Annotated in this window: 19 protein-coding genes and 1 pseudogene; 16 read left to right on the plus strand and 4 right to left on the minus strand. The window is 66.6% G+C overall.

From position 1 onward, the window contains the following. Positions 1-7 precede the first annotated feature (7 nt). Positions 8-778 (plus strand): exodeoxyribonuclease III, encoded by a 771-nt coding sequence (xth, locus tag AAD027_RS18365; RefSeq protein WP_341727487.1) that lies wholly within the window; start codon positions 8-10, stop codon positions 776-778. Between the two features lie 227 nt (positions 779-1,005). Here the strand turns inward: xth and AAD027_RS18370 are convergent, their stop codons facing one another. Further along, positions 1,006-1,263 (minus strand): GlsB/YeaQ/YmgE family stress response membrane protein, encoded by a 258-nt coding sequence (locus AAD027_RS18370; protein WP_341727488.1) that lies wholly within the window; start codon positions 1,261-1,263, stop codon positions 1,006-1,008. A 173-nt stretch (positions 1,264-1,436) separates the two neighbouring features. Here AAD027_RS18370 and AAD027_RS18375 point away from each other — a divergent pair, with 173 nt between their 5' ends. The 10 genes from AAD027_RS18375 (at position 1,437) to AAD027_RS18420 (ending at position 14,288) form a co-directional block, all read left to right on the plus strand. Next, on the plus strand, positions 1,437-2,030 hold the full coding sequence (locus tag AAD027_RS18375; RefSeq protein WP_341727489.1) for a 4'-phosphopantetheinyl transferase family protein: 594 nt from the start codon (positions 1,437-1,439) through the stop codon (positions 2,028-2,030). A gap of 33 nt (positions 2,031-2,063) precedes the next feature. Next, the gene (rsmG, locus tag AAD027_RS18380; RefSeq protein ID WP_341727490.1) at positions 2,064-2,723 is read left to right on the plus strand and encodes a 16S rRNA (guanine(527)-N(7))-methyltransferase RsmG; all 660 of its coding nucleotides are present in this window, start codon (positions 2,064-2,066) and stop codon (positions 2,721-2,723) included. Positions 2,724-2,906: 183 nt separating this feature from the next. After that, complete coding sequence (locus AAD027_RS18385) at positions 2,907-3,704, plus strand: ParA family protein (RefSeq protein WP_341727491.1); 798 nt, start codon at positions 2,907-2,909, stop codon at positions 3,702-3,704. Continuing rightward, positions 3,704-4,600 (plus strand): ParB/RepB/Spo0J family partition protein, encoded by an 897-nt coding sequence (locus AAD027_RS18390; protein WP_341727492.1) that lies wholly within the window; start codon positions 3,704-3,706, stop codon positions 4,598-4,600. Before AAD027_RS18385 ends, AAD027_RS18390 begins: the two co-directional genes overlap by 1 nt. Positions 4,601-4,869: 269 nt before the next feature. After that, the gene (locus AAD027_RS18395; RefSeq protein ID WP_425605492.1) at positions 4,870-6,642 is read left to right on the plus strand and encodes a DUF885 domain-containing protein; all 1,773 of its coding nucleotides are present in this window, start codon (positions 4,870-4,872) and stop codon (positions 6,640-6,642) included. Between the two features lie 312 nt (positions 6,643-6,954). Continuing rightward, a complete protein-coding gene (gene rpmB, locus AAD027_RS18400; RefSeq protein WP_341727494.1) occupies positions 6,955-7,191 on the plus strand; it encodes a 50S ribosomal protein L28 in 237 nt (78 codons plus the stop codon). 13 nt (positions 7,192-7,204) lie between these two features. Beyond that, complete coding sequence (rpmG, locus tag AAD027_RS18405; protein WP_027070918.1) at positions 7,205-7,369, plus strand: 50S ribosomal protein L33; 165 nt, start codon at positions 7,205-7,207, stop codon at positions 7,367-7,369. 513 nt (positions 7,370-7,882) lie between these two features. After that, entirely contained in the window at positions 7,883-9,292 is a 1,410-nt protein-coding gene (cls, locus tag AAD027_RS18410) for a cardiolipin synthase (RefSeq protein WP_341727495.1), read from the plus strand. A 67-nt stretch (positions 9,293-9,359) separates the two neighbouring features. Next, positions 9,360-10,760 carry an FAD/NAD(P)-binding protein gene (locus tag AAD027_RS18415; RefSeq protein ID WP_341727496.1) on the plus strand — a complete coding sequence of 467 codons (1,401 nt, stop codon included), beginning with the start codon at positions 9,360-9,362 and terminating at the stop codon, positions 10,758-10,760. Between the two features lie 63 nt (positions 10,761-10,823). Further along, a complete protein-coding gene (locus tag AAD027_RS18420) occupies positions 10,824-14,288 on the plus strand; it encodes a hybrid sensor histidine kinase/response regulator (RefSeq protein WP_341727497.1) in 3,465 nt (1,154 codons plus the stop codon). Positions 14,289-14,360: 72 nt separating this feature from the next. Here AAD027_RS18420 and AAD027_RS18425 read toward each other — a convergent pair. After that, a pseudogene (locus tag AAD027_RS18425) lies at positions 14,361-14,741 on the minus strand (transposase); the annotation flags it as partial. Between the two features lie 86 nt (positions 14,742-14,827). Continuing rightward, on the minus strand, positions 14,828-15,724 hold the full coding sequence (locus tag AAD027_RS18430) for a LysR family transcriptional regulator (protein WP_341727498.1): 897 nt from the start codon (positions 15,722-15,724) through the stop codon (positions 14,828-14,830). A 200-nt stretch (positions 15,725-15,924) separates the two neighbouring features. On the opposite strand from AAD027_RS18430, the gene AAD027_RS18435 reads away from it, so the two are divergent. From AAD027_RS18435 to AAD027_RS18455, 5 genes are all read left to right on the plus strand, one after another. Beyond that, positions 15,925-16,578 carry a hydrolase gene (locus AAD027_RS18435; protein ID WP_341727499.1) on the plus strand — a complete coding sequence of 218 codons (654 nt, stop codon included), beginning with the start codon at positions 15,925-15,927 and terminating at the stop codon, positions 16,576-16,578. Between the two features lie 52 nt (positions 16,579-16,630). Beyond that, on the plus strand, positions 16,631-17,332 hold the full coding sequence (locus tag AAD027_RS18440; RefSeq protein WP_341727500.1) for a hydrolase: 702 nt from the start codon (positions 16,631-16,633) through the stop codon (positions 17,330-17,332). Continuing rightward, positions 17,329-18,276 carry an alpha/beta fold hydrolase gene (locus AAD027_RS18445; protein ID WP_341727501.1) on the plus strand — a complete coding sequence of 316 codons (948 nt, stop codon included), beginning with the start codon at positions 17,329-17,331 and terminating at the stop codon, positions 18,274-18,276. The genes AAD027_RS18440 and AAD027_RS18445 overlap by 4 nt, the downstream gene beginning before the upstream one ends. A 348-nt stretch (positions 18,277-18,624) precedes the next feature. Further along, positions 18,625-19,515: a retropepsin-like aspartic protease gene (locus AAD027_RS18450; protein WP_341727502.1), complete on the plus strand. Its 891-nt coding sequence runs from the start codon at positions 18,625-18,627 to the stop codon at positions 19,513-19,515. Positions 19,516-19,673: 158 nt separating this feature from the next. Then, positions 19,674-20,591: a quinone oxidoreductase family protein gene (locus AAD027_RS18455; protein ID WP_341727503.1), complete on the plus strand. Its 918-nt coding sequence runs from the start codon at positions 19,674-19,676 to the stop codon at positions 20,589-20,591. On the opposite strand, the gene AAD027_RS18460 is transcribed toward AAD027_RS18455, so the two are convergent. Beyond that, entirely contained in the window at positions 20,517-20,984 is a 468-nt protein-coding gene (locus AAD027_RS18460; RefSeq protein ID WP_341727504.1) for a hypothetical protein, read from the minus strand. The two genes, AAD027_RS18455 and AAD027_RS18460, sit on opposite strands and share 75 nt — an antisense overlap. Positions 20,985-21,185 lie beyond the last annotated feature (201 nt).

A 21,185-nucleotide genomic window follows, 5' to 3' on the forward strand; every position in this document is an offset into this window, starting at 1 on the left:
TCGCGCCATGAAGATCGCCAGCTGGAACGTCAACTCGCTCAACGTGCGCCTGCCGCACCTGCAACAGTGGCTGGGCGCATTCGCGCCGGACGTGGTGGGCCTGCAGGAAACCAAGCTGGAGGACCATCGCTTTCCCGATACCGCGCTGGCGGAACTGGGCTATCGCAGCGTGTTCGCCGGGCAGAAGACCTACAACGGCGTAGCGATCCTGGCGCGCGAACCGGTGGCGGACGTGCAGGTGGGCATTCCCGGTTTCGAGGACGAGCAGAAGCGCGTCATCGCCGCCACCGTGGGCGACGTGCGCATCGTCAACCTGTACGTGGTCAACGGGCAGGACGTGGGCACCGACAAGTACGCCTACAAGCTGCGCTGGCTGGATGCCGTGCACGCCTGGATCGCCGCCGAGTTGCAGGCGCACCCGAAACTGGTGGTGATGGGCGATTTCAACATCGCGCCGGACGAGCGCGACGTGTTCGACCCCAAGGTGTGGAACGAGGACCACATCCTCACCTCCACGGCGGAGCGCGAGGCGCTGAAGCGCCTGTACGCGCTGGGCCTGCACGACGCCTTCCGCCTGCACAACGACGAAGCCGGCATCTTCAGCTGGTGGGACTACCGGATGGGTGGGCTGCGCCGCAACCTGGGCCTGCGCATCGACCTGACCCTGGTGTCCGACGCGCTGCGCGGCGATGCCGCCGACGCCGGCATCGACCGCGCACCGCGCACATGGGAACGCCCCAGCGACCATGCGCCGGCGTGGGTGCGGCTGGGCGGCTAGCTGTAGGAGGGGCTTCAGCCCCGACCGGAAGAATCAACAGCTTTTCGACGCGGATCAAGGCGGATGAAGAGGCTTCTGATCCGTGTCTCACGCTTTTTGCGGGTTTGCGGTCGGGGCTGAAGCCCCTCCTACAACCCGGACGTACAAAGGCCCGGCGTTCGCCGGGCCTTTGCCTTGCCACGGGCCTTGGGTGCGTCTCGAACGCGCACGCGGCCGCAGCGGAACCGTTACCTCGCCTTGCCCCGGGTGAACAGATTCACGATGAGCAGCAGGACCACCGCACCGATGAACGCGGTGATCAGGTAACCGACCCAGTCGCCGCCCAGGCCGAGGCCCAGCCTCGGCAGCAGCCAGCCACCGAGGAACCCGCCGATGATGCCGACCACGACGTTCAGGATGATGCCCTGCGACCCGTCACGCTTCATCACGATGCTGGCCAGCCAACCCGCGATGCCACCCACGATCAGATAGATGAGAAAATGCATTCGTCGCTTCTCCTTAATGGACAGGACCCCATGCTGCGGGGCACGCTTGAATCATCAACTACCGGCGTGAAACCGCCGTTAATTCACGTGGGGGCCGCCTCCGTGCCGTGCCCTTCATACCGCCAAGGCGGTGCCCATGCACGCCGTGATGCACCAATGCCCGGCGATCGGGCATGAACTGGCGCGATGCGCGGGCCGACTGGCGGCACGACGGCATCGCGGTGTGGCTGTTGCCGCACACGCCGCGCCAGCGCGGCGAACCGGGCGCGCGGCTGATCCTGTCGCAGGCATTGGGCCAGCCACCCCACACGCTGCCCATCGTGCGCGACGCCCAGGGCCGCCCGCACTTCATCGAACCGCTACGGCACCTGGAAACCGGCTGGAGCCACAGCGGCGAGGCCCTGCTGGTGGCGCTGGGCGAAGGCATCGAGCTGGGCGTGGACGTGGAACGCCTGCGTCCGCGCCCGCGCGCGATGGAAGTCGCCCGGCGTTTCTTCCATCCTGAGGAAACCCAATGGCTGCAATCGCAGGAGGACAGCGCGCGCGACGATGCGTTCTTCCGCCTGTGGTGCGCGAAGGAAGCCGTGCTGAAGGCGCACGGGCAGGGCCTATCGTTCGGCCTGCACCGGCTGCGGTTCGTGCCCGACGGCCCGCGCCTGCGGCTGGCCGAATGCGATGCCAGCCTGGGTCGCGCGCAGGACTGGCGCCTGCACGACTGGCAACCCCGGCCCGGCTACCACGCCGCGCTGGCGTGGCATCCGCGCTGAACGGGCGCTCGGGCGGCCTGCGATAATGCCGCGATGAACGACACCGCCTTCCCCGCCGGCCTGCGCGACGATCTGCGGCGCGGCCTCGCCACGCTGGGCCTGGACGCCGACGCGCTGGCGCCGCCCCTGCTGGCCTACCTGGCCCTGCTGGACCGCTGGAACCGCACCTACAACCTGACCGCCATCCGCGACCCGCGCGAGATGGTCACGCGGCACCTGCTGGACTCGCTGGCGATGCACCCGTTCGTCGACGGCATCGCCGCGCGCGGCGGCGCGCTCGCCGACCTGGGCACCGGCCCCGGCCTGCCGGGCATTCCACTGGCCATCGCCAAGCCCGGCTTGCGGGTGACGCTGGTGGAAAGCAACGGCAAGAAGGCGCGCTTCCTGCGCGAAGCCGTGCGCACCCTGGGCCTGGACAACGCCCGCGTGGCCGAGTCCCGTGCCGAAGCGCTGGACGAACCGATGGCCTACGACGCCCTCACCGCACGCGCCCTGGACGTGCTGGCCGGCATCATCGAGGTGGGCGGCCACCTTCTGAAGCCCGGCGGGCGGTTGCTGGCGATGAAAGGCGTGCGCCCGGACGAGGAGATCGCCGCGCTGCCCGCCGGCTGGTCGCTCGACGCGCTGCACCCGCTGTCCGTGCCCGGACTGGTCGGCGAGCGCCACATGGTCGTCGTGCGCCGCGACCCCTGACGCACCGGCGCGGTGCGCGATCGCATAAGCCATTGAAAAGCCTGACCCGCGACGCGGTTTTCCGGCACGATCCCTGCCCATATGACGACCGCCAGGGAATGCCGGCGGCATCGCGATTTCGCAGAGCCGGCCCCAAGCCCGCATAATCCCCCACCCACCTAGGTTCCCAAAGGCGCCCATCGCATGGCCCGCATCATCGCCGTCGCCAACCAGAAAGGCGGGGTCGGCAAGACCACCACCGCGGTCAATCTGGCCGCCGCGCTCGCCCGCGCCCCGCAGCGCGTGCTGCTGGTGGACCTGGACGCGCAGGGCAACGCCACCATGGGCAGCGGCGTGGACAAGCGCGAGGTGGAAGCCTCCACCTGCGACGTGCTGCTGGGCGAGGTGGACGCCAAGGCGGCGGTGGTCACCACGCCCGAGGGCTTCGACCTGATGCCGGGCAACATCGACCTGACCGCCGCCGAGATCCAGTTGATGGAATCGGACGCCCGCGAGCAGCGCCTGAAGACCGCGCTGGAACCGCTGCGCGGCGACTACGACTTCATCATCGTCGACTGCCCGCCGGCGCTGTCGCTGCTGACGCTCAACGCGTTGACCGCCGCCGATTCCGTGCTGGTGCCGATGCAGTGCGAGTACTACGCGCTGGAAGGCCTGTCCGCGCTGATGGAAACCATCGAGGCGCTGCGCGCGCGGCTGAACCCGGGCCTGGAGATCGAAGGCGTGCTGCGCACCATGTTCGACATCCGCAACAACCTGGCCAACGCGGTGTCGGCCGAGCTGACCACGCACTTCGGCGACAAGGTGTTCCGCACCATCGTGCCGCGCAACGTGCGCGTGGCCGAAGCGCCCAGCCACGGCCAGAGCATCGTCGGCTACGACCGCGCCTCGCGCGGCGGCGTCGCCTACCTGGGCCTGGCCGGCGAGATCCTGCGCCGCCAGGCCGACCGCAAGAAGCAACAGAAGCAGACGGAGCACGCTTGATGAGCGCCCCCAAGAAGCGCGGCCTGGGTCGCGGACTGGAAGCCCTGCTGGGCCCGAAGGCCGCCGAGACGCCGCCGCCGGAAGCCCAGCCGGGCGAAACCCTGCGCACGCTGCCGGTGCAGCACCTGCAACCGGGCAAGTACCAGCCGCGCACCGCGATGGACCCGGCCAAGCTGACCGAACTGGCCGAGTCGATCAAGGCGCAGGGCGTCATCCAGCCGATCGTCGTGCGCGAGCTGTCGCCGGGCAAGTTCGAGATCGTCGCCGGCGAACGCCGCTGGCGCGCCTCGCAGGAAGCCGGCCTGGCCGAAGTGCCGGTGGTCGTGCGCGACCTGGACGACCGCACCGTCATCGCGATGGCGCTGATCGAGAACATCCAGCGCGAAGACCTCAACCCGCTGGAAGAGGCGCAGTCGCTGCAACGCCTGATCAACGAATTCTCGCTGACCCACGCCGAGGCCGCCGAAGCGGTGGGCCGTTCGCGCGCCGCCGTGTCCAACCTGCTGCGCCTGCTGGAACTGCCGCCGGCGATCCGCGCGCTGCTGGAAGCGCGCCGGCTGGAAATGGGCCACGCGCGCGCGCTGCTGACGCTGTCGCCCGAACTGGCCAGCAAGCTGGCGTCCGACGCCGCCGACCAGGGCTGGTCGGTGCGCGAAGTGGAGCACCGCGCCCAGCAGTTCGCCGCCGGCAAGGTGCCGGTCACCGGCAGGAAGGCCAAGCCCGGCAAGACCGCGGCGCAGCCCGACATCGTCTCGCTGGAGACCGAACTGTCCGAGAACCTGGGCACCAAGGTCGCCATCGCCCACGGCCGCGGCGGCAAGGGCAAGCTGATCATCCACTACAGCGACCTGGACACCCTGGACGGCGTGCTCGAACGCCTGCGCCCCAAGGCCTGACGCCCCGCCTCCCTCTGTAGGAGGGGCTTCAGCCCCGACCGCAATAATCCGAGCCATGGGTTCGCGCGAATGGACGCGGATAAGGCCCCAGGCTTTATCCGTGCGATCCATGTCGATCCGCATTGAAGCTTCTTTGCGCCGTGCGGTCGCGGCTGAAGCCGCTCCTACAGGACGCCCCACGGCACCCGGGTCGCCGGTCCCGCAACCCCAGCTTCCGGCACAGTCGCCGGACCGTGGCTGTACTACCATCCGGTTTTCGCTTCCACCGGATGTCCGCCTTGAAACTCCGCACCGCCGCCCTGCTGCTTGCCTGCCTGCCGTTGCAGGCGATCGCCTTCGCGCCGTCCGACGCCGATCGGCGCTTCCAGGCGCTGTACGAGAAGGAATGGAAGTGGCGGCAGGAACAGACCGGCCAGGCCGACGAGGACAGCGACGCCACCGGCGGCAAGAAGCGCCTGCCCGATGTCGGCCCCGAGGCCCAGCAGGCCCGGCTGAAGGTGTGGGAACAGGTGCTCAAGGACCTGGACGCCATCGACGCGGAAAAGCTGTCGCCGGAAAACCGCATCAACCTGGCCATCTACCGCCCGCAGGTGGAGAACCTGGCCGACGAAGTGCGCCTGCGCGCCTACGAGATGCCGTTCAATTCGGATTCCTCGTTCTGGTCCAACCTGTCGTTCATGGCGCGCCGGCCGATGAAGAACGCCGACGACTACCGCGCCTACGCCGCGCGCCTGCGCGACGTGCCGCGCTACTTCGACCAGCAGATCGCCAACATGCGCGCCGGCCTGGCGCGCGGCTTCAGCGTGCCGCGCGCGGTGCTGGACGGCCGCGACGTGTCGATCGCCAACGTGGCCGAACTGAAGGACCCGGAGAAGTCCACCTTCTACGCGCCGTACCAGAAGATGCCGGCCGGCATTCCCGCCGCCGAGCAGGACGCCTTGCGCGACGAAGTGCGCGCCGCGATCCGCGAGCAGGTGGTGCCGGCGTTCGGCACCTTGCTGACGTTCTTCCGCAACGAATACGTGCCGCAGGCGCGCACCACGCTGGCCGCCGAAGCCATGCCGGGCGGCAAGGCGTTCTACGCCCAGCAGATCCGCGAATACACCACGCTGGACCTGAGCGCGGAGGAGATCCACCAGATCGGCCTGAAGGAAGTGGCGCGCATCCGCGCCGAGATGCAGGAGGTCATCGAGCAGACCGGTTTCAAGGGAAGCTTCGCCGACTTCCTGAAATTCCTGCGCACCGATCCGCAGTTCTACGCCAGGACGCCACAGCAACTGCTGGACCGCGCCGCGTGGATCTCCAAGCGGGTGGACGGCGAAGTGGGCAAGTACATCGGCACGCTGCCGCGCGGCCGCTTCACCATCGTCGAGGTGCCCGCCGACATCGCGCCGTTCTGGACCGCCGGCCGCGGCGGCCTGGGCACCTACTGGCTGAACACCTACGACCTGCCCTCGCGGCCGCTGTACAACCTGCCGGCGCTGACCCTGCACGAGTCCTCGCCCGGCCATTCGCTACAGGCCGCGCTGGCGCAGGAACAGGGCGAACAGCCGGCGTTCCGCCGCGAGAACTACATCTCGGCCTACGGCGAGGGCTGGGCGCTGTACACCGAGAAACTGGGCAAGGAGATGGGCATCTACGAGACGCCCTACGAGGACTTCGGCCGCCTGACCTACGAAATGTGGCGCGCCAGCCGGCTGGTCATCGACACCGGCGTGCACCACAAGGGCTGGAGCCGCGAGCAGGCGCTGGCCTACCTGCGCGACCACACCGCCCTGTCCGAGCACGAGGTCACCACCGAGGTGGACCGCTACATCTCCTGGCCGGCGCAGGCCCTGAGCTACAAGCTGGGCGAGATCGCCATCGTCCGCCTGCGCGGCGAGGCCGAGCAGGCGCTGGGGCCGAAGTTCGACATCAAGGCCTTCCACGACGCCGTGCTGAAGCAGGGCTCGGTGACCCTGCCCGTGCTGGAAAGCCAGATCCGCGCCTTCATCGCCGCCAGCCAGGCGGCCCCAGCCACTCAGGCAAAGGCGGCGCCCTGAGGCTCTGTAGGAGGGGCTTTAGCCCCGACCGCACGGACCACGCCCAAGCGACCTCGCCACCGGCTGGAATCAGGTCGGGGCTAAAGCCCCTCCTACAATGCCTCCCTAAGTGCTTGCGGCACAAGGAGAACGCCGGCATAATACGCGGCTCGCTGTGTCCGGTCGGCCTTCAGGCCACGACCGGGCGGGCCCCGGAAGCGCGATTCCGGCCCGCCGCCGACAGCGGATTTCCTCCCGTTTCGCGCACCGCCACCGCGGTGGGGCCGCCGCCTCCCTGGCCAAGGGAAGCCACAATTACCTTCGAGGTGCGTAATGTCCCGCGTATGCCAAGTGACCGGCAAGCGCGTGCAGACCGGCAACAACGTCTCGCACGCCAACAACAAGACCCGTCGTCGTTTCCTGCCCAACCTGCACGAGCGCCGTTTCTGGGTCGCCAGCGAAAACCGCTGGGTCAAGCTGAAAGTTTCCGCGCACGCGCTGCGCACCATCGACAAGAACGGCATCGACTCCGTCCTGGCCGAGCTGCGCGCGCGCGGCGAGAAGATCTGAGGAGCAATCGAACATGGCATCCAAGCGCGACAAGATCCGTCTGATCTCCTCGGCCAACACCGGCCATTTCTACACGACGGACAAGAACAAGAAGAACACCCCGGGCAAGATGGAAATCAAGAAGTACGACCCGGTCGTGCGCAAGCACGTGATCTACAAGGAAGGCAAGATCAAGTGACGCCATGACGCGAACGCGCTCGCGCGTTCGCCGGTGTCATGGCGTCACCCCGGCGAACGCCGGGGTCCAGCGCCTCAAGAACAACCCCGCTCCGGCGGGGTTGTTGCTTTATTGCCTCCCGCATCCGCGCACGCGCGAATGCCTGTGCCATTGCGTCGCCCCCGCGCAGGCGGGCGTCCAGCGCCTGCAGACAAACCCGCCTTTCGGCGGGTTTGTCGTTTCCGGAGCAACGACGACCGCCGGAAGCGATCGTTCTCGATGCACGCATGAAGGCTCGACACGCCACATCGCCCCCTTCGGCACGGCCTCATCCACCGAATATCCCGGCTTCGTCGCCCCTCACCCGCCCCGTATCGGGTACGGGGCAGGCTCTTCGGCACCCTCTCCCCGCACGCGGGTAGAGGGGAACGCATCGGCCACCCCACAACATGGAAACCCGCCTCGAACGGGTTTTCTTTTACCCGCCCAACCCAGCAGAATCGATCCATCGCTTCCCTGGACTGACGCTTCCGCATGGACTGGTCCCTCGGCACCGCGCTCCTGATCCTGGACTGGGCCATCCGCCTGGCCGCATTGCTGTGGATTCCCAGCCGCACCACGCCCGCCGCCGCGCGCAGCTGGCTGCTGCTGGTCGGCTTCGTCCCGCTGCTGGGGCTGCCGCTGTACCTGCTGCTGGGTCATCCCTGGCTGTCGCGCGAACGCGTGCAGCGGCAGGCGCAGGCCTCGGAAGTGATCCGCGAGGAACAGCGCCCGCTCAGCGCGCTGCGCTGGACGCCGACCGATGGCGCCGCGGTGGAAATGGCGCCGCTGATCGAACGCCAGGGCGCCTTCATGCCCACCCACGGCAACGCGGTGGAACTGCTGGACGACTACGACGCCTCGCTGCGCGCGCTGCTGGACGACATCGGCGCCGCGAAACAGCAGGTGCACCTGCTGTACTACCTGATGTTCGACGACGCGGTGGGCAATGCCGTGACCGCGGCGCTGTGCGCGGCGGCGGAGCGCGGGGTGACCTGCCGCGTATTGCTGGATGCCGTGGGCGCCAAGCGCGGATTGCGCGCCTATGCGCGCCGGCTGCGCGCCGCCGGCGTACAGGTGCACGACGTGCTGCCGGGCGGCCTGCGCTGGCGGCGCAGCGGACGGATGGACCTGCGCAACCATCGCAAGATCGCGGTGATCGACAACGCGGTGGGCTTCGTCGGTTCGCAGAACCTGGCGACGGCGGAATTCGTCCGCGGATTCCCCAATCGCGAACTGGTCGCGCGCGTGCGGGGGCCGGTGGTCTCGCACCTGGAAGGCGTGTTCGCCAGCGACTGGTACATCGAGACCGGGCAGCGGCTGGAGGTGCGGCCCGCCTACGGCGTGCAAGCGCAGGACGTCGCCGCGCAACTGTTGCCCAGCGGGCCCGCGTATCCGTTCGAGAACGCGCGCGACACGGTGAACGCACTGATCCATCTGGCGCGGCGCAAGGTGGTGCTGACCACGCCCTATTTCGTGCCCGACGACGCCACGCTCAGCGCGCTGCGCATCGCCGCACTGTCCGGCGTGGATGTGCAACTGGTGCTGTCGGCCACCAACAACCAGCTGCTGACGGCATGGGCGCAACAGTCCTACTACGACGAACTGCTGGCCTGCGGCGTCAGGATCGCGCTGTACCGCCCGCATTTCCTGCACGCCAAGCACCTGACCGTGGACGACGACATCGCGCTGGTGGGTTCGATCAACCTGGACATCCGTTCCTTCGCATTGAACGCGGAGATCGGCCTGGTCTGCTACGACGCCGACGTGGTCGCACGCATCCGCAGGGTGGAGGCGGACTACCTGGCGCAGTCCGACCATGTCGACGCCGCCACCTGGCGCAACCGCCCCGGCTGGCAGCGCAGCCGCGAAGGCATCGCGCGGCTGGCGGATTCGCTGATGTAGGCGTCCGCCACGTCGCTCATGGCGCGATGCGGCGAGGCCGGCGGACGGCATCGCCTACAATGACGGCATGAAGGACACCGCATCGGCCCCGCCCCTGCCACCCTGCGACATCGCGATCGTCGGCGGCGGCGCCGGCGGCGTATTGACCGCCATCCACGCACTGCACGCCGCCGCCACGCCTGCGCGGATCGTGCTGATCGAGCCGAATGGCACGCTCGCGCAGGGCGTGGCCTACGCCACACCGTACGCCGAGCACCTGCTCAACGTGCCGGCCAGGCGGATGAGCGCTTTCGACGACGCGCCGGAAGACTTCCTCGACTTCGTCGTCGACACCACGCCGGACGGCGGCCCCGGCCGCGACACGCTCGGACAGCAATACGTCGAGCGCAGGCGCTATGGCGACTACCTGCGCGACCGCCTTCGACGCGCGATCGCGGCCAGCCCCGCCACGTTGACCGTCGTGCAGGATCGCGTGGCCTCGATGGACCTGGACGAGCATGGCGCCACGCTGGTGCTGGAAGGTCATGGCCGGCTGCGGGCCGCGGGCGTGGTGCTGGCGGTGGGCAACACGCCCAAGCCGTTGCCGGCGCGCGGCGCGCCGCAGCTTCCCGAAAGCCGCTCGCTGGCGGCCTGGGATTTCGCCGCGGTGAAGCGGATCCCGGCCAATGAGGAGATCTGCATCGTCGGCTCCGGCCTGAGCATGGTCGATACCGTGCTTAGCCTGGCCGACAACGGCCATCGCGGCCGCATCCACGTGCTGTCGCGGCACGCCCTGCTGCCATTGGCGCACGCCGCGCACGCGGTGGCCGACTTCGATCCCGAACCGTTGCTGGCGATGGACCTGCGCCGACGCATGCGCTTCCTGCGCGAGGCCGCGCGCCAGGCCGTCGCCGCCGGTTTGCCGTGGCAGGCGGTGATGGAACGGATCCGTCCGCACGGCCAGGCATTGTGGCAGTCGATGTCGATCAGCGACCAGCGCCGCTTCCTGCGCCATGGGGTGCGCCAATGGGACGTGCACCGCCACCGCATCGCGCCGCAGGTGCACGCGCAGTTGCGGGCGCTGCTGGAGAACGGGCAACTGCAGCTGCACCGTGGCCGCCTGGACACGGTGGTGGCGCACGGCGACCGCATCCGCGTGACCGCGCGTCTGCGCGACGGCCGCGCGGAACAGTTCGACGTGGACACGGTGGTCAACGCCACCGGGGTGGAACTGCGGGCGCAGACCATGCGCAACCCGCTGCTGCACGACCTGCTGGGCAAGGGCCTGGCCCAGCCCGGCCCGCACGGCATCGGCCTGAAGGCCGCGCGCGACGGGCGGCTGGTCGACGCCGAAGGCGCCAGCCATGCCCGCGCCTTCGTGATCGGCAGCCTGCGCATCGGCTGCGTGTGGGAAAGCATCGCCGTGCCGGAACTGCGCGGACAGGCCGAGACCGCCGCGCGCCAGCTGCTGGCGCTGGCCGGCCGCTGATCCCACGCCCGCGACCCGGCGGCGCAGTACACTCCGGGTCGGGTTGAGCGCCGGGAGAGGGCGTTGGTTTCCAGCTGGATCCTGTTGTTGGTGTCCGTCAGCTACGCGGTGCTGCTGTTCGGCGTGGCATGGTGGGGCGACCGGCGCCCGATGTATCCGGACCGCCCGTGGCTGCGGCCGGTGGTCTACAGCCTGGCGCTGGCGGTGTACTGCTCGTCGTGGACGTTCTACGGCGCGGTCGGCAGCGCGGTGCGCAACGGCATCGGCTACCTGCCGATCTACCTGGGCCCGCTGTTCCTGCTGCTGTTCGGCTGGCGCATCATCGAGCGGCTGGCGCTGATCGCGCGCAGCGAGAACACGGTTTCCATCGCCGACTTCATTTCCTCGCGCTACGGCCGTTCGCGGCGACTGGCGGCGCTGGTCACCGTCATCGCGCTGATCGGCGTGGTGCCGTACCTGGCGCTGCAGTACAAGGCCGTGGCGATGAGCCTGAGCGTGCTGAGCGGCGAGAGCGGCGACAGCGCCTACGGCTTCTTCTCCGACCCGGCCCTGTACGTGGCGCTGCTGATGGCGCTGTTCGCCGCGCTGTTCGGCACGCGCCAGGTGGACGCCACCGAGCACCACCACGGCATGATGCTGGCCATCGCGCTGGAGTCGATGGTCAAGCTGCTGGCGATGGTCTCGGTGGGCGTGTTCGCCTACCTGTGGCTGGGCGGCCATTCGATACGCGTGACCGAATCGGCGCGCACGCTGTTCCAGAACGCGCCCCCGATCGGCTTCATCGCGCAGACGCTGCTGGCGTTCCTGGCCATCGTCTGCCTGCCACGCCAGTTCCACGTGGCGGTGGTGGAATGCAGCGACGTGGGCGACATCCGCAAGGCGCGCTGGCTGTTCGGCGGCTACCTGGTGCTGTTCTCGCTGATGATCGTGCCGGTGGCGGCGGCGGGCGTGGCGCTGTTCGGCACCGGCAGCGGCGTGCCGGACGACAGCTTCGTGCTGGCGCTGCCGCTGGCCGAGGGCCGCACCGCACTGGCGCTGGTCGCCTACGTGGGCGGTTTCTCCGCCGCCACCGGCATGGTGATCGTGGCCAGCATCGCGCTGGCCACGATGGTCAGCAACGACCTGGTGATGCCGGTACTGCTGCGGCGCGGCTGGGCCGAGCACCACGCCGAGGCGGACGTGGCCTCGCGCGTGCTGTGGGTGCGCCGGCTGGCGATCCTGCTGCTGGCGCTGACCGCATACACCTACTACCGCAGCAGCAGCAACGACAGCACGCTGGCCTCGTACGGCCTGATGGCGTTCGCGGCGGTGGCGCAGTTCGCGCCCGCGCTGATCGGCGGCCTGTACTGGCGCGGCGCCAGCCGGCGCGGCGTGGAAGTCGGCATGCTGCTGGGCTTCGCTACCTGGATCTACACGCTGCTGCTGCCGACGATGACGCAGGCCGGCTGGTTCGACGCGCAGTGGCTGCACAGAGGTCCCTTCGGCATCGCCTGGCTGCGCCCGCAGCAGTTGTTCGGCCTGAGCGGCTGGGACACGCTGACGCACGGCACGTTCTGGTCGCTGCTGGTCAATACCGGCGCGATGATGATCGTCTCGGCGCGGTCGCGCCCGGGCGTGGACGAACGCCTGCGCGCGGCGCCCTTCCTCGACCCGTACGCGCAGCGCCCGGCGCTGGTGGCCGGCGAATGGCCCGGCAGCGTGCGCGTGGGCGACCTTCGCACCCTGGCCGAACGCGTGGTGGGGGAACGCCACGCCCGCCGTGCCTTCGCCGATCATGCGCAGTTGCTGGACCGCGAACTGCAGCCCAACGCGCCGGCGGACCGCGTATGGGTGCAGTTCACCGAACGCCTGCTGGCCGCGGCCATCGGCGCGGCCTCCGCGCGCATCGTGCTGACCAGCGTGCTGCGCGGCTCGGGCATGGAGCTGGGCGAAGTGGTGGCGGTGCTGGACCAGGCCGGGCAGGAACTGCGCTTCAACCGCGAGATCCTGTCCACCACGCTGGAGAACATCAGCGCCGGCGTCAGCGTGGTGGACCCGGCGATGCGACTGGTGGCCTGGAACCGTCGCTACCAGCAGATGTTCGGCTATCCCGACGGCATGCTGTACGTCGGCCGCCCGGTGGCCGACCTGATCCGCTACAACGCCGAGCGCGGCGAACTGGGCGACGGCGACATCGACGAGCAGATCAACAAGCGCATCCGCTACATGCGCGCCGGCTCGCCGCACATCTTCGAACGCGTGCGCTCGGACGGCCAGGTCATCGAGATGCGCGGCCAGCCGCTGCCGGGCGGCGGCTACGTGACCAGCTACAACGACATCACCGACTTCAAGCGCGCCGAGGCGCTGCTGCTGGAAACCAACGAGACACTGGAGCAGCGCGTGGCCGAGCGCAGCCAGGCGGCGGAGACCGCGCAGCAGTCGCGCACGCGTTTCCTGGCCGCGATCAGCCACGACGTGCTGCAACCGCTGAACGCCGCGCGGCTGTTCGTGTCCGCGCTGCGCGACAGCGAGCAGGGCCAGGACGAACAGGGACAGGAGCGCAAGCACCTGACCGAGCGCGTGGACGCCTCGCTGCGCGCGGCCGAGGAGCTGCTTGACGGGCTGCTGGACGTTTCGCGTCTGGATGCCGGCGGCCTGCGCACCGAGATCAGCGATTTCGATGCCGGCGAACTGCTGCGCGAACTCGCCGCGCAATACGCGCCGGTCGCGGCCGGTCGCGGACTGGACCTGCGCGTGCACGCGCGCGCCGTCCCGGTGCGCAGCGACCGCCGCCTGCTGCGCCGCGTGCTGCAGAACTTCCTGGCCAACGCGCTGCGCTACACGCGCGAGGGCCGCATCGTGCTGGGCATGCGCGTGCGCAGCGCGCAGGTGGTGCTGCAGGTCTGGGACACCGGCCCCGGCATTCCCGAGAACCACATGCGGCAGATCTACGACGAATTCCACCGCTTCCAGCAGCCCTTCGACTGGGGCGAGCGCGGGCTCGGCCTGGGACTGTCGATCTGCCAGCGCATCTCGCGCCTGCTGCGGCACGAACTGGACGCGCGCAGCACGGTGGACCGCGGCAGCATGTTCTCCATCGTGGTGCCGCGCGCCGCCGCCGTCAGCGAACGGCGCATCTCGTCGCGCCGCGCCGCGCTGGCGGCCGATTCGCTGGCCGGGCTGCGCGTGCTGTGCGTGGACAACGACCGCGAGATCCTGGACGGCATGCGCGCCCTGCTCGGCCGCTGGCAGGTGGACGTGATCACCGCCGCCACGGTGGACGAGGCGCTGGAGAAGATCGCGCTGGGCCCGGCGGTGATGCTGGTGGACTACCACCTGCACGACCGCCTGGACGGGCTGGCGACGCTGGAGGCCTTGCGCGCGGCCAGCCCGGGGCCCATCGCCGGCGCGCTGCTGACCGCCGACGGCCGCGACGAACTGAAGCAGCAGGCCCGCGAGCATGGCTACCGGCTGCTGACCAAGCCGGTGAAGCCCGCTTCGCTGCGCGCGTTCCTGGCGGCGCACTACACGGCGGCCGTTGCCGGCTGACGCGTTCGCCGGTGCCTACCAGATGCTCTCCATTTACGCTGTGTCAGCGCTGGGGGAGGCGACGGACAGGCAATCGGAGAGGATGGTGCTATCCAGGGCGATGTGGCCCCGAATCACGGCCTGTAACGAGGCTGCACGGCAATTGGGGGCGATCTGGGCATAGACGCGACTCTCGTGCTCGAGCATGCCGAAGACGATGGTTTTCTTGTAGGCGCCATATCCGCGCTTGCCGCGCACTCGCCAAGGCCCGAAGAACGACTCATCGACTTCGACCTCGCCGGTGAAGGGCGAATGGCGCTCGCATTCTTCAGCCATGCGCTGCCTGATCCGCAGGAAGATGGCGTTGACCGAGCGCACGCTGATGCCTGTCAGTTCGGCGGTGGTGGTGGCCGTCAGACCCCGGTCAAAGCAACGCACGAGGACTCGGAACCGGGCCTCGCATTTCTGAGTCACATCAGGAAGATAGCTGCTTCAGTGGCAGTGTTTGCTTCCAAAGACTCTTTCGTTTGGTCGGGCCGCTTACTTGTAGCAGGCCAACCTTAAGCAAAGGAAGCTCTCGCAAAGTAAGGGGATTGTTCGCAATGCTCGATCAGAAGTTCGGTAAGAACCCGTATCTTCCGTGAAGGGTGTTGTCCTGGCGGGCGGACAACATATGCACCTGCCGGAGGGATTGGATGGCGTTTCATGACGGGGATGAGTGCCCCAGAAGCGAGATGTTCATGAATCAGGCCATCCGGCAGACGTGCAATTCCGAGTCCTGCCGCCGCGGCTGCAACCAGGGCGATACTGTTATCGGCCTTGAAGCGTCCTTGTGGGTGAATAGCGATGATCCTGTCGCCGTCCATGAGTTGCCACGTTTCAGTTCCTTGCATGAGGATTTGATGGGTCAGGAGTTCTTCGATTGTCTCGGGCGACCCATGCGCCTCGACATAGCTTGGGCTTGAAACGAGCGTTCCGTAGATCGTTCCGACGCGCCTTGCAAGCAGGGTTGAGTCCGGGAGATAGCCCAGCCGTATCGCACAATCGTAGCCTTCAGCGATGAGATCGGCCATGTGATCGCTGTAGCAGGTATGGATGTGGAGTTGCGGGTGGCGTCGAGCCATTTCCGCAATTACGGGTGCAAAGTGAGTTGGACCAAAAGAAAGGTTTGCAGATATTCGCAAGCGGCCACGAAGCTCGCCGGTAGGCAGGATCGTTTCCCTGGCCATATCGATTTCGGCGCATACCCTGGCTGCATAGTCCCGAAATGTGGCTCCGGCTTCCGTCAGGGCTGCGCCCCGCGTGGTTCGGGCCAGAAGCTGGACACCCAATTCCTGTTCAAGCCGCAAGAGTCGCCGGCTAACGATCGACTTGGCTACGCCGAGTCGAAGCGCTGCAGGCGAAACCCCGCCTGCATCGGCAACTTCCACGAATGTCCGGAGCTCTTCGATGTCCAACTTGGCGTTCCCGGTGGTGCGACACATCCTGACACGAAAACACCCGAATCGCCGTTCCCGATAACGCGACGCAGTTATGCAAAAAATGACACTACCGGATCACGGATAGGGGTGACAAGGTTTGCCCGGCCGGGCCGAGGCCAGTTGGCCGCGCTTGCACGTGCACCTACCGTTCCCAGTAACGCAACAGAGGGTGATCCATGACTTTTCGTAATGGCCTTGATTCGCTCCTTCGTCCCGAAGATTCCGTACTCGTTTTGATCGACCACCAGCCTTACCAGCTCGCGAACCTCAACAGCCACGATCCGCACGCGGTGGTCAACAATTCAACGGCGTTGGCGAAGACCGCCAAGGCATTCGGTGTATCCACCATCTTGACCAGCGTAATCGCCGCCCACGGTGGCCTCATCTTCCCCCATATCACCGATGTATTCCCGGGCCAGGAGGTGATCGACCGGACCTTCATCAACACCTGGGAGGACAGGAAGGTGGTGGACGCAGTCAAGGCGACTGGCCGCAAACAACTGATCATCGCGGGTCTCTGGACCGAGGTCTGCGTCGCGATGCCGGTGATCCAGGCCCTTGGCGAAGGCTGGGACGTGACGGTGATCACCGACGCGTCCGGCGGCACTTCTGTCGAGGCTCACGAGGTCGCCATCCAGCGCATGATCGCAGCCGGTGCGAATGTGATGACCTGGCTGGCGCTGGCGTCCGAATGGCAGCGCGACTGGGCGCGGACTGAACATGCTGCCGAGCTGACCGAAGTTCTCAAGCAGCATGCCGCCGGCAGCGGCATCGCCTATCTGTGGGAGCAGCAGTTGCTCAACACACCGGTGCCGACTGCCGCAGGTTGACTTGAACGGGGAGCGGGAACTTGAGCCATGCCCACTCTCCCCCTTCAGTTCAATGAGTTTTCAATCTGCCTCCAACGACAAGCAATCCAAGAAGGAAGAGAAAAGCCAAATGGCCAGCGAAGAAATACGAAATCCCCAAACAGATCAGCTTCTCACTCCCGAGAATTCGGCCTTCATCATCATCGACTACCAGCCCATCCAGGTCTCGTCGATTCGATCGATGCCGCGTGAGGAATTGGTCTTCAACATCGTGAGCACGGCCAAGGCTGCGGTGAACTACAACCTTCCAATCGTTCACTCAACGGTCAACGTCGCAACCGGTCGCAACAAGCCGCCAATTCAAGAGTTGCAGGATGTGCTCGGGCACTTGCCGACGTATGATCGCACCTCGATCAATAGCTGGGAGGACATCGAGTTCAAGCGGGCAGTGAAGGCGATCGGCCGCCGGAAGCTGATCATGACCGCGCTCTGGACCGAGGCCTGCCTGACCTTCCCCGCACTGGATGCGATTCAAGAGGGTTACGAAGTCTATGTTCCGGTCGATGCGGTCGGTGGCACCTCTCTTGCCGCCCACGAAGCCGCGTTGCGTCGCATGGAGCAGGCGGGGGTCAAGCTCATCAGCCGAGTGCAGATGTATTGCGAGCTACAACGCGACTGGTCACGCGGGGCAACAGTTCCGGGCTTCATGGGCGTCTTCGACAACTTCGATGGCTTCAATCCCGAAAAGGCGGCGGAGGGAAAGGCAACTTCATGAATGCCATGACCCGCATCTTCGTGCCTGGCTTGCTGGCCGTATCCATGACTCTGCAGACGGGCGCCATCGCCCACGCTGCCCAACCACCTTCGGAACTCTCCATGACGCACGCAGCCAACACCATCACGACGCCCGATGGCGTACAGCTGTACTACAAGGACTGGGGCCCGAGGAACGGCCCGGTCGTGACCTTCAGCCACGGCTGGCCGCTGAACTCGGACAGCTGGGAATCGCAGATGATCTTCCTGGCCTCGCAGGGCTACCGCGTCGTCGCCCACGACCGCCGCGGCCATGGCCGCTCCAGCCAGCCGTGGGACGGCAACGACATGGACCACTACGCCGACGACCTGGCCGCCGTGATCGATGCGCTGGACCTGAAGGACGTGACCCTGGTGGGCTTCTCCACTGGCGGCGGCGAAGTGGCCCGCTACATCGGCCGCCACGGCACCGGCCGGGTGAAGAAGGCCGTGCTGGTCAGCGCCGTGCCGCCGCTGATGCTGAAGACCGAGAGCAACCCGGGCGGCCTGCCGCTGGAAGTCTTCGACGGCCTGCGCAAGGCTTCGCTGGAGAACCGCTCGCAGCTGTACCTGGACATCGCTTCCGGCCCGTTCTACGGCTTCAACCGTCCGGGCGCCAAGCCCAATACCGGCCTGATCCAGTCGTTCTGGGCGCAGGGCGTGCAGGGCGGCCACAAGAACACGTACGACTCGATCGCCGCGTTCTCGGCCACCGACTTCCGCGACGACCTGAAGAAGTTCGACGTGCCGACGCTGGTCATCCACGGCGACGACGACCAGATCGTGCCGATCGACGCCGCCGGCAAGGCCTCGGCTGCGCTTGTCAAGGGCGCGCAGCTGATCGTGTACCCGGGCGCGCCGCACGGCCTGGCCGACACGCACAAGGATCGACTCAACCAGGATTTGCTGGAGTTCCTCAAGGACTGATCCGAGCGAAATGCTTAGCTGAACTGGCCCGGGCCTTCCATGAGTATCTTGTTCCCATATCGGCTTTGAACCCTGAGTGGCGCAAGGCGTGGGAGGCTCGGGCACTTCACGCCATTACCGTGAGGTCGAGAAGATGCCCAGCAAAACATCCGTAGCCATGATGACGTGCGTGTCATCCGGGATCGGTCCTTACTTGCTTCGTCCATATCGGAAAATTTCCAAATGATCACATCGAGTTCGAGCGCATCTGCCAAAGCCTTGACAATCGTGTCGCTCACTCTAGCCGGATTTGTCTGTGCTCAGACAAACGCAATGGCGCCGGCGAATCAAGAAACACAGGATACTTCCGTGCAGCAGACTCCGGCGGACTCTTCGCTTGCGTCGGATAAGCCCGTGCATATGCCATCGGGCCCGCAATCCATTCCATTCGAACTTCAGGACAACCTCGTCCGCCTTGAGTTGGAAGTGAACGGGCAGAGGCAGAGCGGCGTTCTGGACAGCGGGACCGGCGCGATTCTCATCGATCGGGAGGTCAGCAGGAAGCTCGGCCTCCAGGAGGGCGATTCGACTGGCGATGCGGCGGGCGCCGGCTCCGAGGCCAAGCAGCTTCTGCCTGTAACAATAGCCAATCTGGTGGCGGGTCCGTTGACGTTTGCAAATGTCGCCGGCTACGCCATGGAGCTTGTTCATCTGTCATCATCGGCTCAGTTTCCTGTCGATGTGTTGCTCGGTGCACCCGCTTTCAAATATGGCGCAGTGAGCATCGACTACGCCAATCGTGAAATAACGTTTGGTCCGTCCGGGAGCTTCGGGAAATGTGCCACGCCAGTCCCGCTGGAAGTCGTACATGATGTTCCCGTCGTGGAGATAGAACTTTGGCCAGCCAACGACCAACCTCCCGTTCGCCTGAAGGTTCTGGTTGATCTCGGCACCAGGCATAGCGCATTGGTGCTCGGGGGTTCTTTCGTTCGCAGCGAGGTGGGAAAGGCTCTGGTTCAAGGTGGAATTTCGAAACAAATCGGGCATGGCGTTGGCGGACAGGTGCAGGGCACGGTTGTCCGCGTGCCGGAGGTTCGGATCGGGGCGACGAGCTTCGGGGCATTGGACGTAAGTTTGACCTCGAACGTCCCTGCCTTTGAGGGTGGCGTGATCGACGGGACGTTGGGTGTGCCACTCTGGAGAAATGGCGTGATTACCTTCGACTATCCCGGTCGTCAGATATGCATTACGCGCCGATGAGTGCAGGTCGCGGTTTCCGATAACAGGCGACAGGGAAATTCCCGTCCCGCTTTTTTGCTGAGGAGGGGCGGTCCGCCAGTCCAATCCAGATTCATTGATGCGTCAAAGGAGCAGTTGTGAAAGCAGCGGTTTACGACGCAGCAGGTACTCCAAGCGTCTTGAGGTATGTCGATATTCCCAGCCCGGCCATTGGACCCAACGACGTCCTGATTTCCGTCGAGGCGATCTCGATTGAAGGGGGCGATCTGATCAACCGTCGTTCGACACCACCACCTCGTCCTTCCTGGGTCGTCGGCTACGCTGCCTCGGGCACGGTCGCAGCGGTCGGATCGAACGTCCGCGATCGCGCGGTCGGGGATAGAGTCGCAGCTTTTGACATGCAGGGATCGCATGCGGAACTTTGGGCTGTGCCTGCGGGCCGAACATGGCTTCTACCAGATGGAGTGGATGCGGCAGACGCGGCGGTGTTACCGATCTCTTTTGGAACCGCGCATCACTGCCTTTTCACGCGAGGCAGGCTCCTGCCCGGAGAAACCGTTCTCATCCAGGCGGCTGCCGGAGGCGTGGGCCTCGCTGCCGTTCAGCTTGCTGCGCAAGCCGGCGCCACTGTCATCGCTGTGGCAAGCGGAACCCAGCGAAGAAGCCGGTTGATCGAACTCGGCGCCGACCACGTCGTGGATCGCGCTACGAGTGACGTCGTGGACATCGTCCGACAGATCACCCACGGCGTCGGCGCCAACCTCGTCATAGATCCGGTAGGGACGACGCTACCAGCTTCTCTTTCCGCCCTCGCTATAGAGGGGCGTCTCGTCTTCGTTGGCAATGCGGGCGGCAGCAGCCTGGCCGTCGACCTGTGGCCGGCGATGCAGTCCAACCAGACACTCTTGGGGGTGTTCATGGGTCCTCTTTTCGAAAGACCCGCTGTTCGGGCAACCGTAAACAACCTGTTGCAGGCCATCGTCACAGGGCGTATTCGGGCAGTCATCGACCGGACGTTCCCCCTATCGGAAGCCGCCGCGGCCCACGAATTCGCAGAAACGGCAAAGCCCCTTGGCCGCACCGTCATGAGGCCGTGAAGCGCGATCAGCTGACTTACCAGCGACAGACGAAGCCAGGGACCGGACCAGACCCAGTGCCGAGGCTGTCCAAGCGGCCGTCACCACGCCGGACATGATCCGGGCCCGCAGCGTCTCCTGGATGGCCATCAGGATGCCTGCCGCGATGAGCGTGCGCGTCAGGACACCGAGGTGGCCGATGCGCAGATGCGCGAGCTTGAGGAACACCAGTACGGCGCCGGCGACTAGCGAGCTATCGAGCCAGCGTGCCCACACGGGAGGCTGGGACAGCGGGACCGGAACCCCGACGGCCAACATCCACACGTGGATGCTGAACGCAACGATGCCTGTCAGTGCCAAGCTGCCTGCCAGCAGCAGAGACCTTGGGGGAAGTCGGAACTGTTGGATCGACATGGGAACACGCCTGTCAGCAGGGGGCATCAGCGCTGCGCCGTGGGGTGCCTCTCTTCTCGAACGAGGTTTACAGTGCCAGATTGGCCTGCTGCCGGTTCCGTGGACACCCTCCTAATGTAGTCCCGCCTGTTTCTCGAACTCGATGGGGCTGACATAACCGATCGTCGAGTGCCGCCGCAGCGGGTTGTAGAACCGCTCGAT

It is taken from the genome of Pseudoxanthomonas putridarboris, assembly GCF_038321125.1.
GTDB classification, from domain to species: Bacteria; Pseudomonadota; Gammaproteobacteria; order Xanthomonadales; family Xanthomonadaceae; genus Pseudoxanthomonas_A; species Pseudoxanthomonas_A putridarboris.

Excerpts from the sequence above, each read along its gene's own strand:
- xth (WP_341727487.1), top strand. The coding sequence starts at position 8 with ATGAAGATCGCCAGCTGGAACGTCAACTCGCTCAACGTGCGCCTGCCG.
- AAD027_RS18370 (WP_341727488.1), bottom strand. The coding sequence starts at position 1,263 with ATGCATTTTCTCATCTATCTGATCGTGGGTGGCATCGCGGGTTGGCTG.
- AAD027_RS18375 (WP_341727489.1), top strand. The coding sequence starts at position 1,437 with ATGAACTGGCGCGATGCGCGGGCCGACTGGCGGCACGACGGCATCGCG.
- rsmG (WP_341727490.1), top strand. The coding sequence starts at position 2,064 with ATGAACGACACCGCCTTCCCCGCCGGCCTGCGCGACGATCTGCGGCGC.
- AAD027_RS18385 (WP_341727491.1), top strand. The coding sequence starts at position 2,907 with ATGGCCCGCATCATCGCCGTCGCCAACCAGAAAGGCGGGGTCGGCAAG.
- AAD027_RS18390 (WP_341727492.1), top strand. The coding sequence starts at position 3,704 with ATGAGCGCCCCCAAGAAGCGCGGCCTGGGTCGCGGACTGGAAGCCCTG.
- AAD027_RS18395 (WP_425605492.1), top strand. The coding sequence starts at position 4,870 with ATGTCCGCCTTGAAACTCCGCACCGCCGCCCTGCTGCTTGCCTGCCTG.
- rpmB (WP_341727494.1), top strand. The coding sequence starts at position 6,955 with ATGTCCCGCGTATGCCAAGTGACCGGCAAGCGCGTGCAGACCGGCAAC.
- rpmG (WP_027070918.1), top strand. The coding sequence starts at position 7,205 with ATGGCATCCAAGCGCGACAAGATCCGTCTGATCTCCTCGGCCAACACC.
- cls (WP_341727495.1), top strand. The coding sequence starts at position 7,883 with ATGGACTGGTCCCTCGGCACCGCGCTCCTGATCCTGGACTGGGCCATC.
- AAD027_RS18415 (WP_341727496.1), top strand. The coding sequence starts at position 9,360 with ATGAAGGACACCGCATCGGCCCCGCCCCTGCCACCCTGCGACATCGCG.
- AAD027_RS18435 (WP_341727499.1), top strand. The coding sequence starts at position 15,925 with ATGACTTTTCGTAATGGCCTTGATTCGCTCCTTCGTCCCGAAGATTCC.
- AAD027_RS18440 (WP_341727500.1), top strand. The coding sequence starts at position 16,631 with ATGAGTTTTCAATCTGCCTCCAACGACAAGCAATCCAAGAAGGAAGAG.
- AAD027_RS18445 (WP_341727501.1), top strand. The coding sequence starts at position 17,329 with ATGAATGCCATGACCCGCATCTTCGTGCCTGGCTTGCTGGCCGTATCC.
- AAD027_RS18460 (WP_341727504.1), bottom strand. The coding sequence starts at position 20,984 with ATGTCGATCCAACAGTTCCGACTTCCCCCAAGGTCTCTGCTGCTGGCA.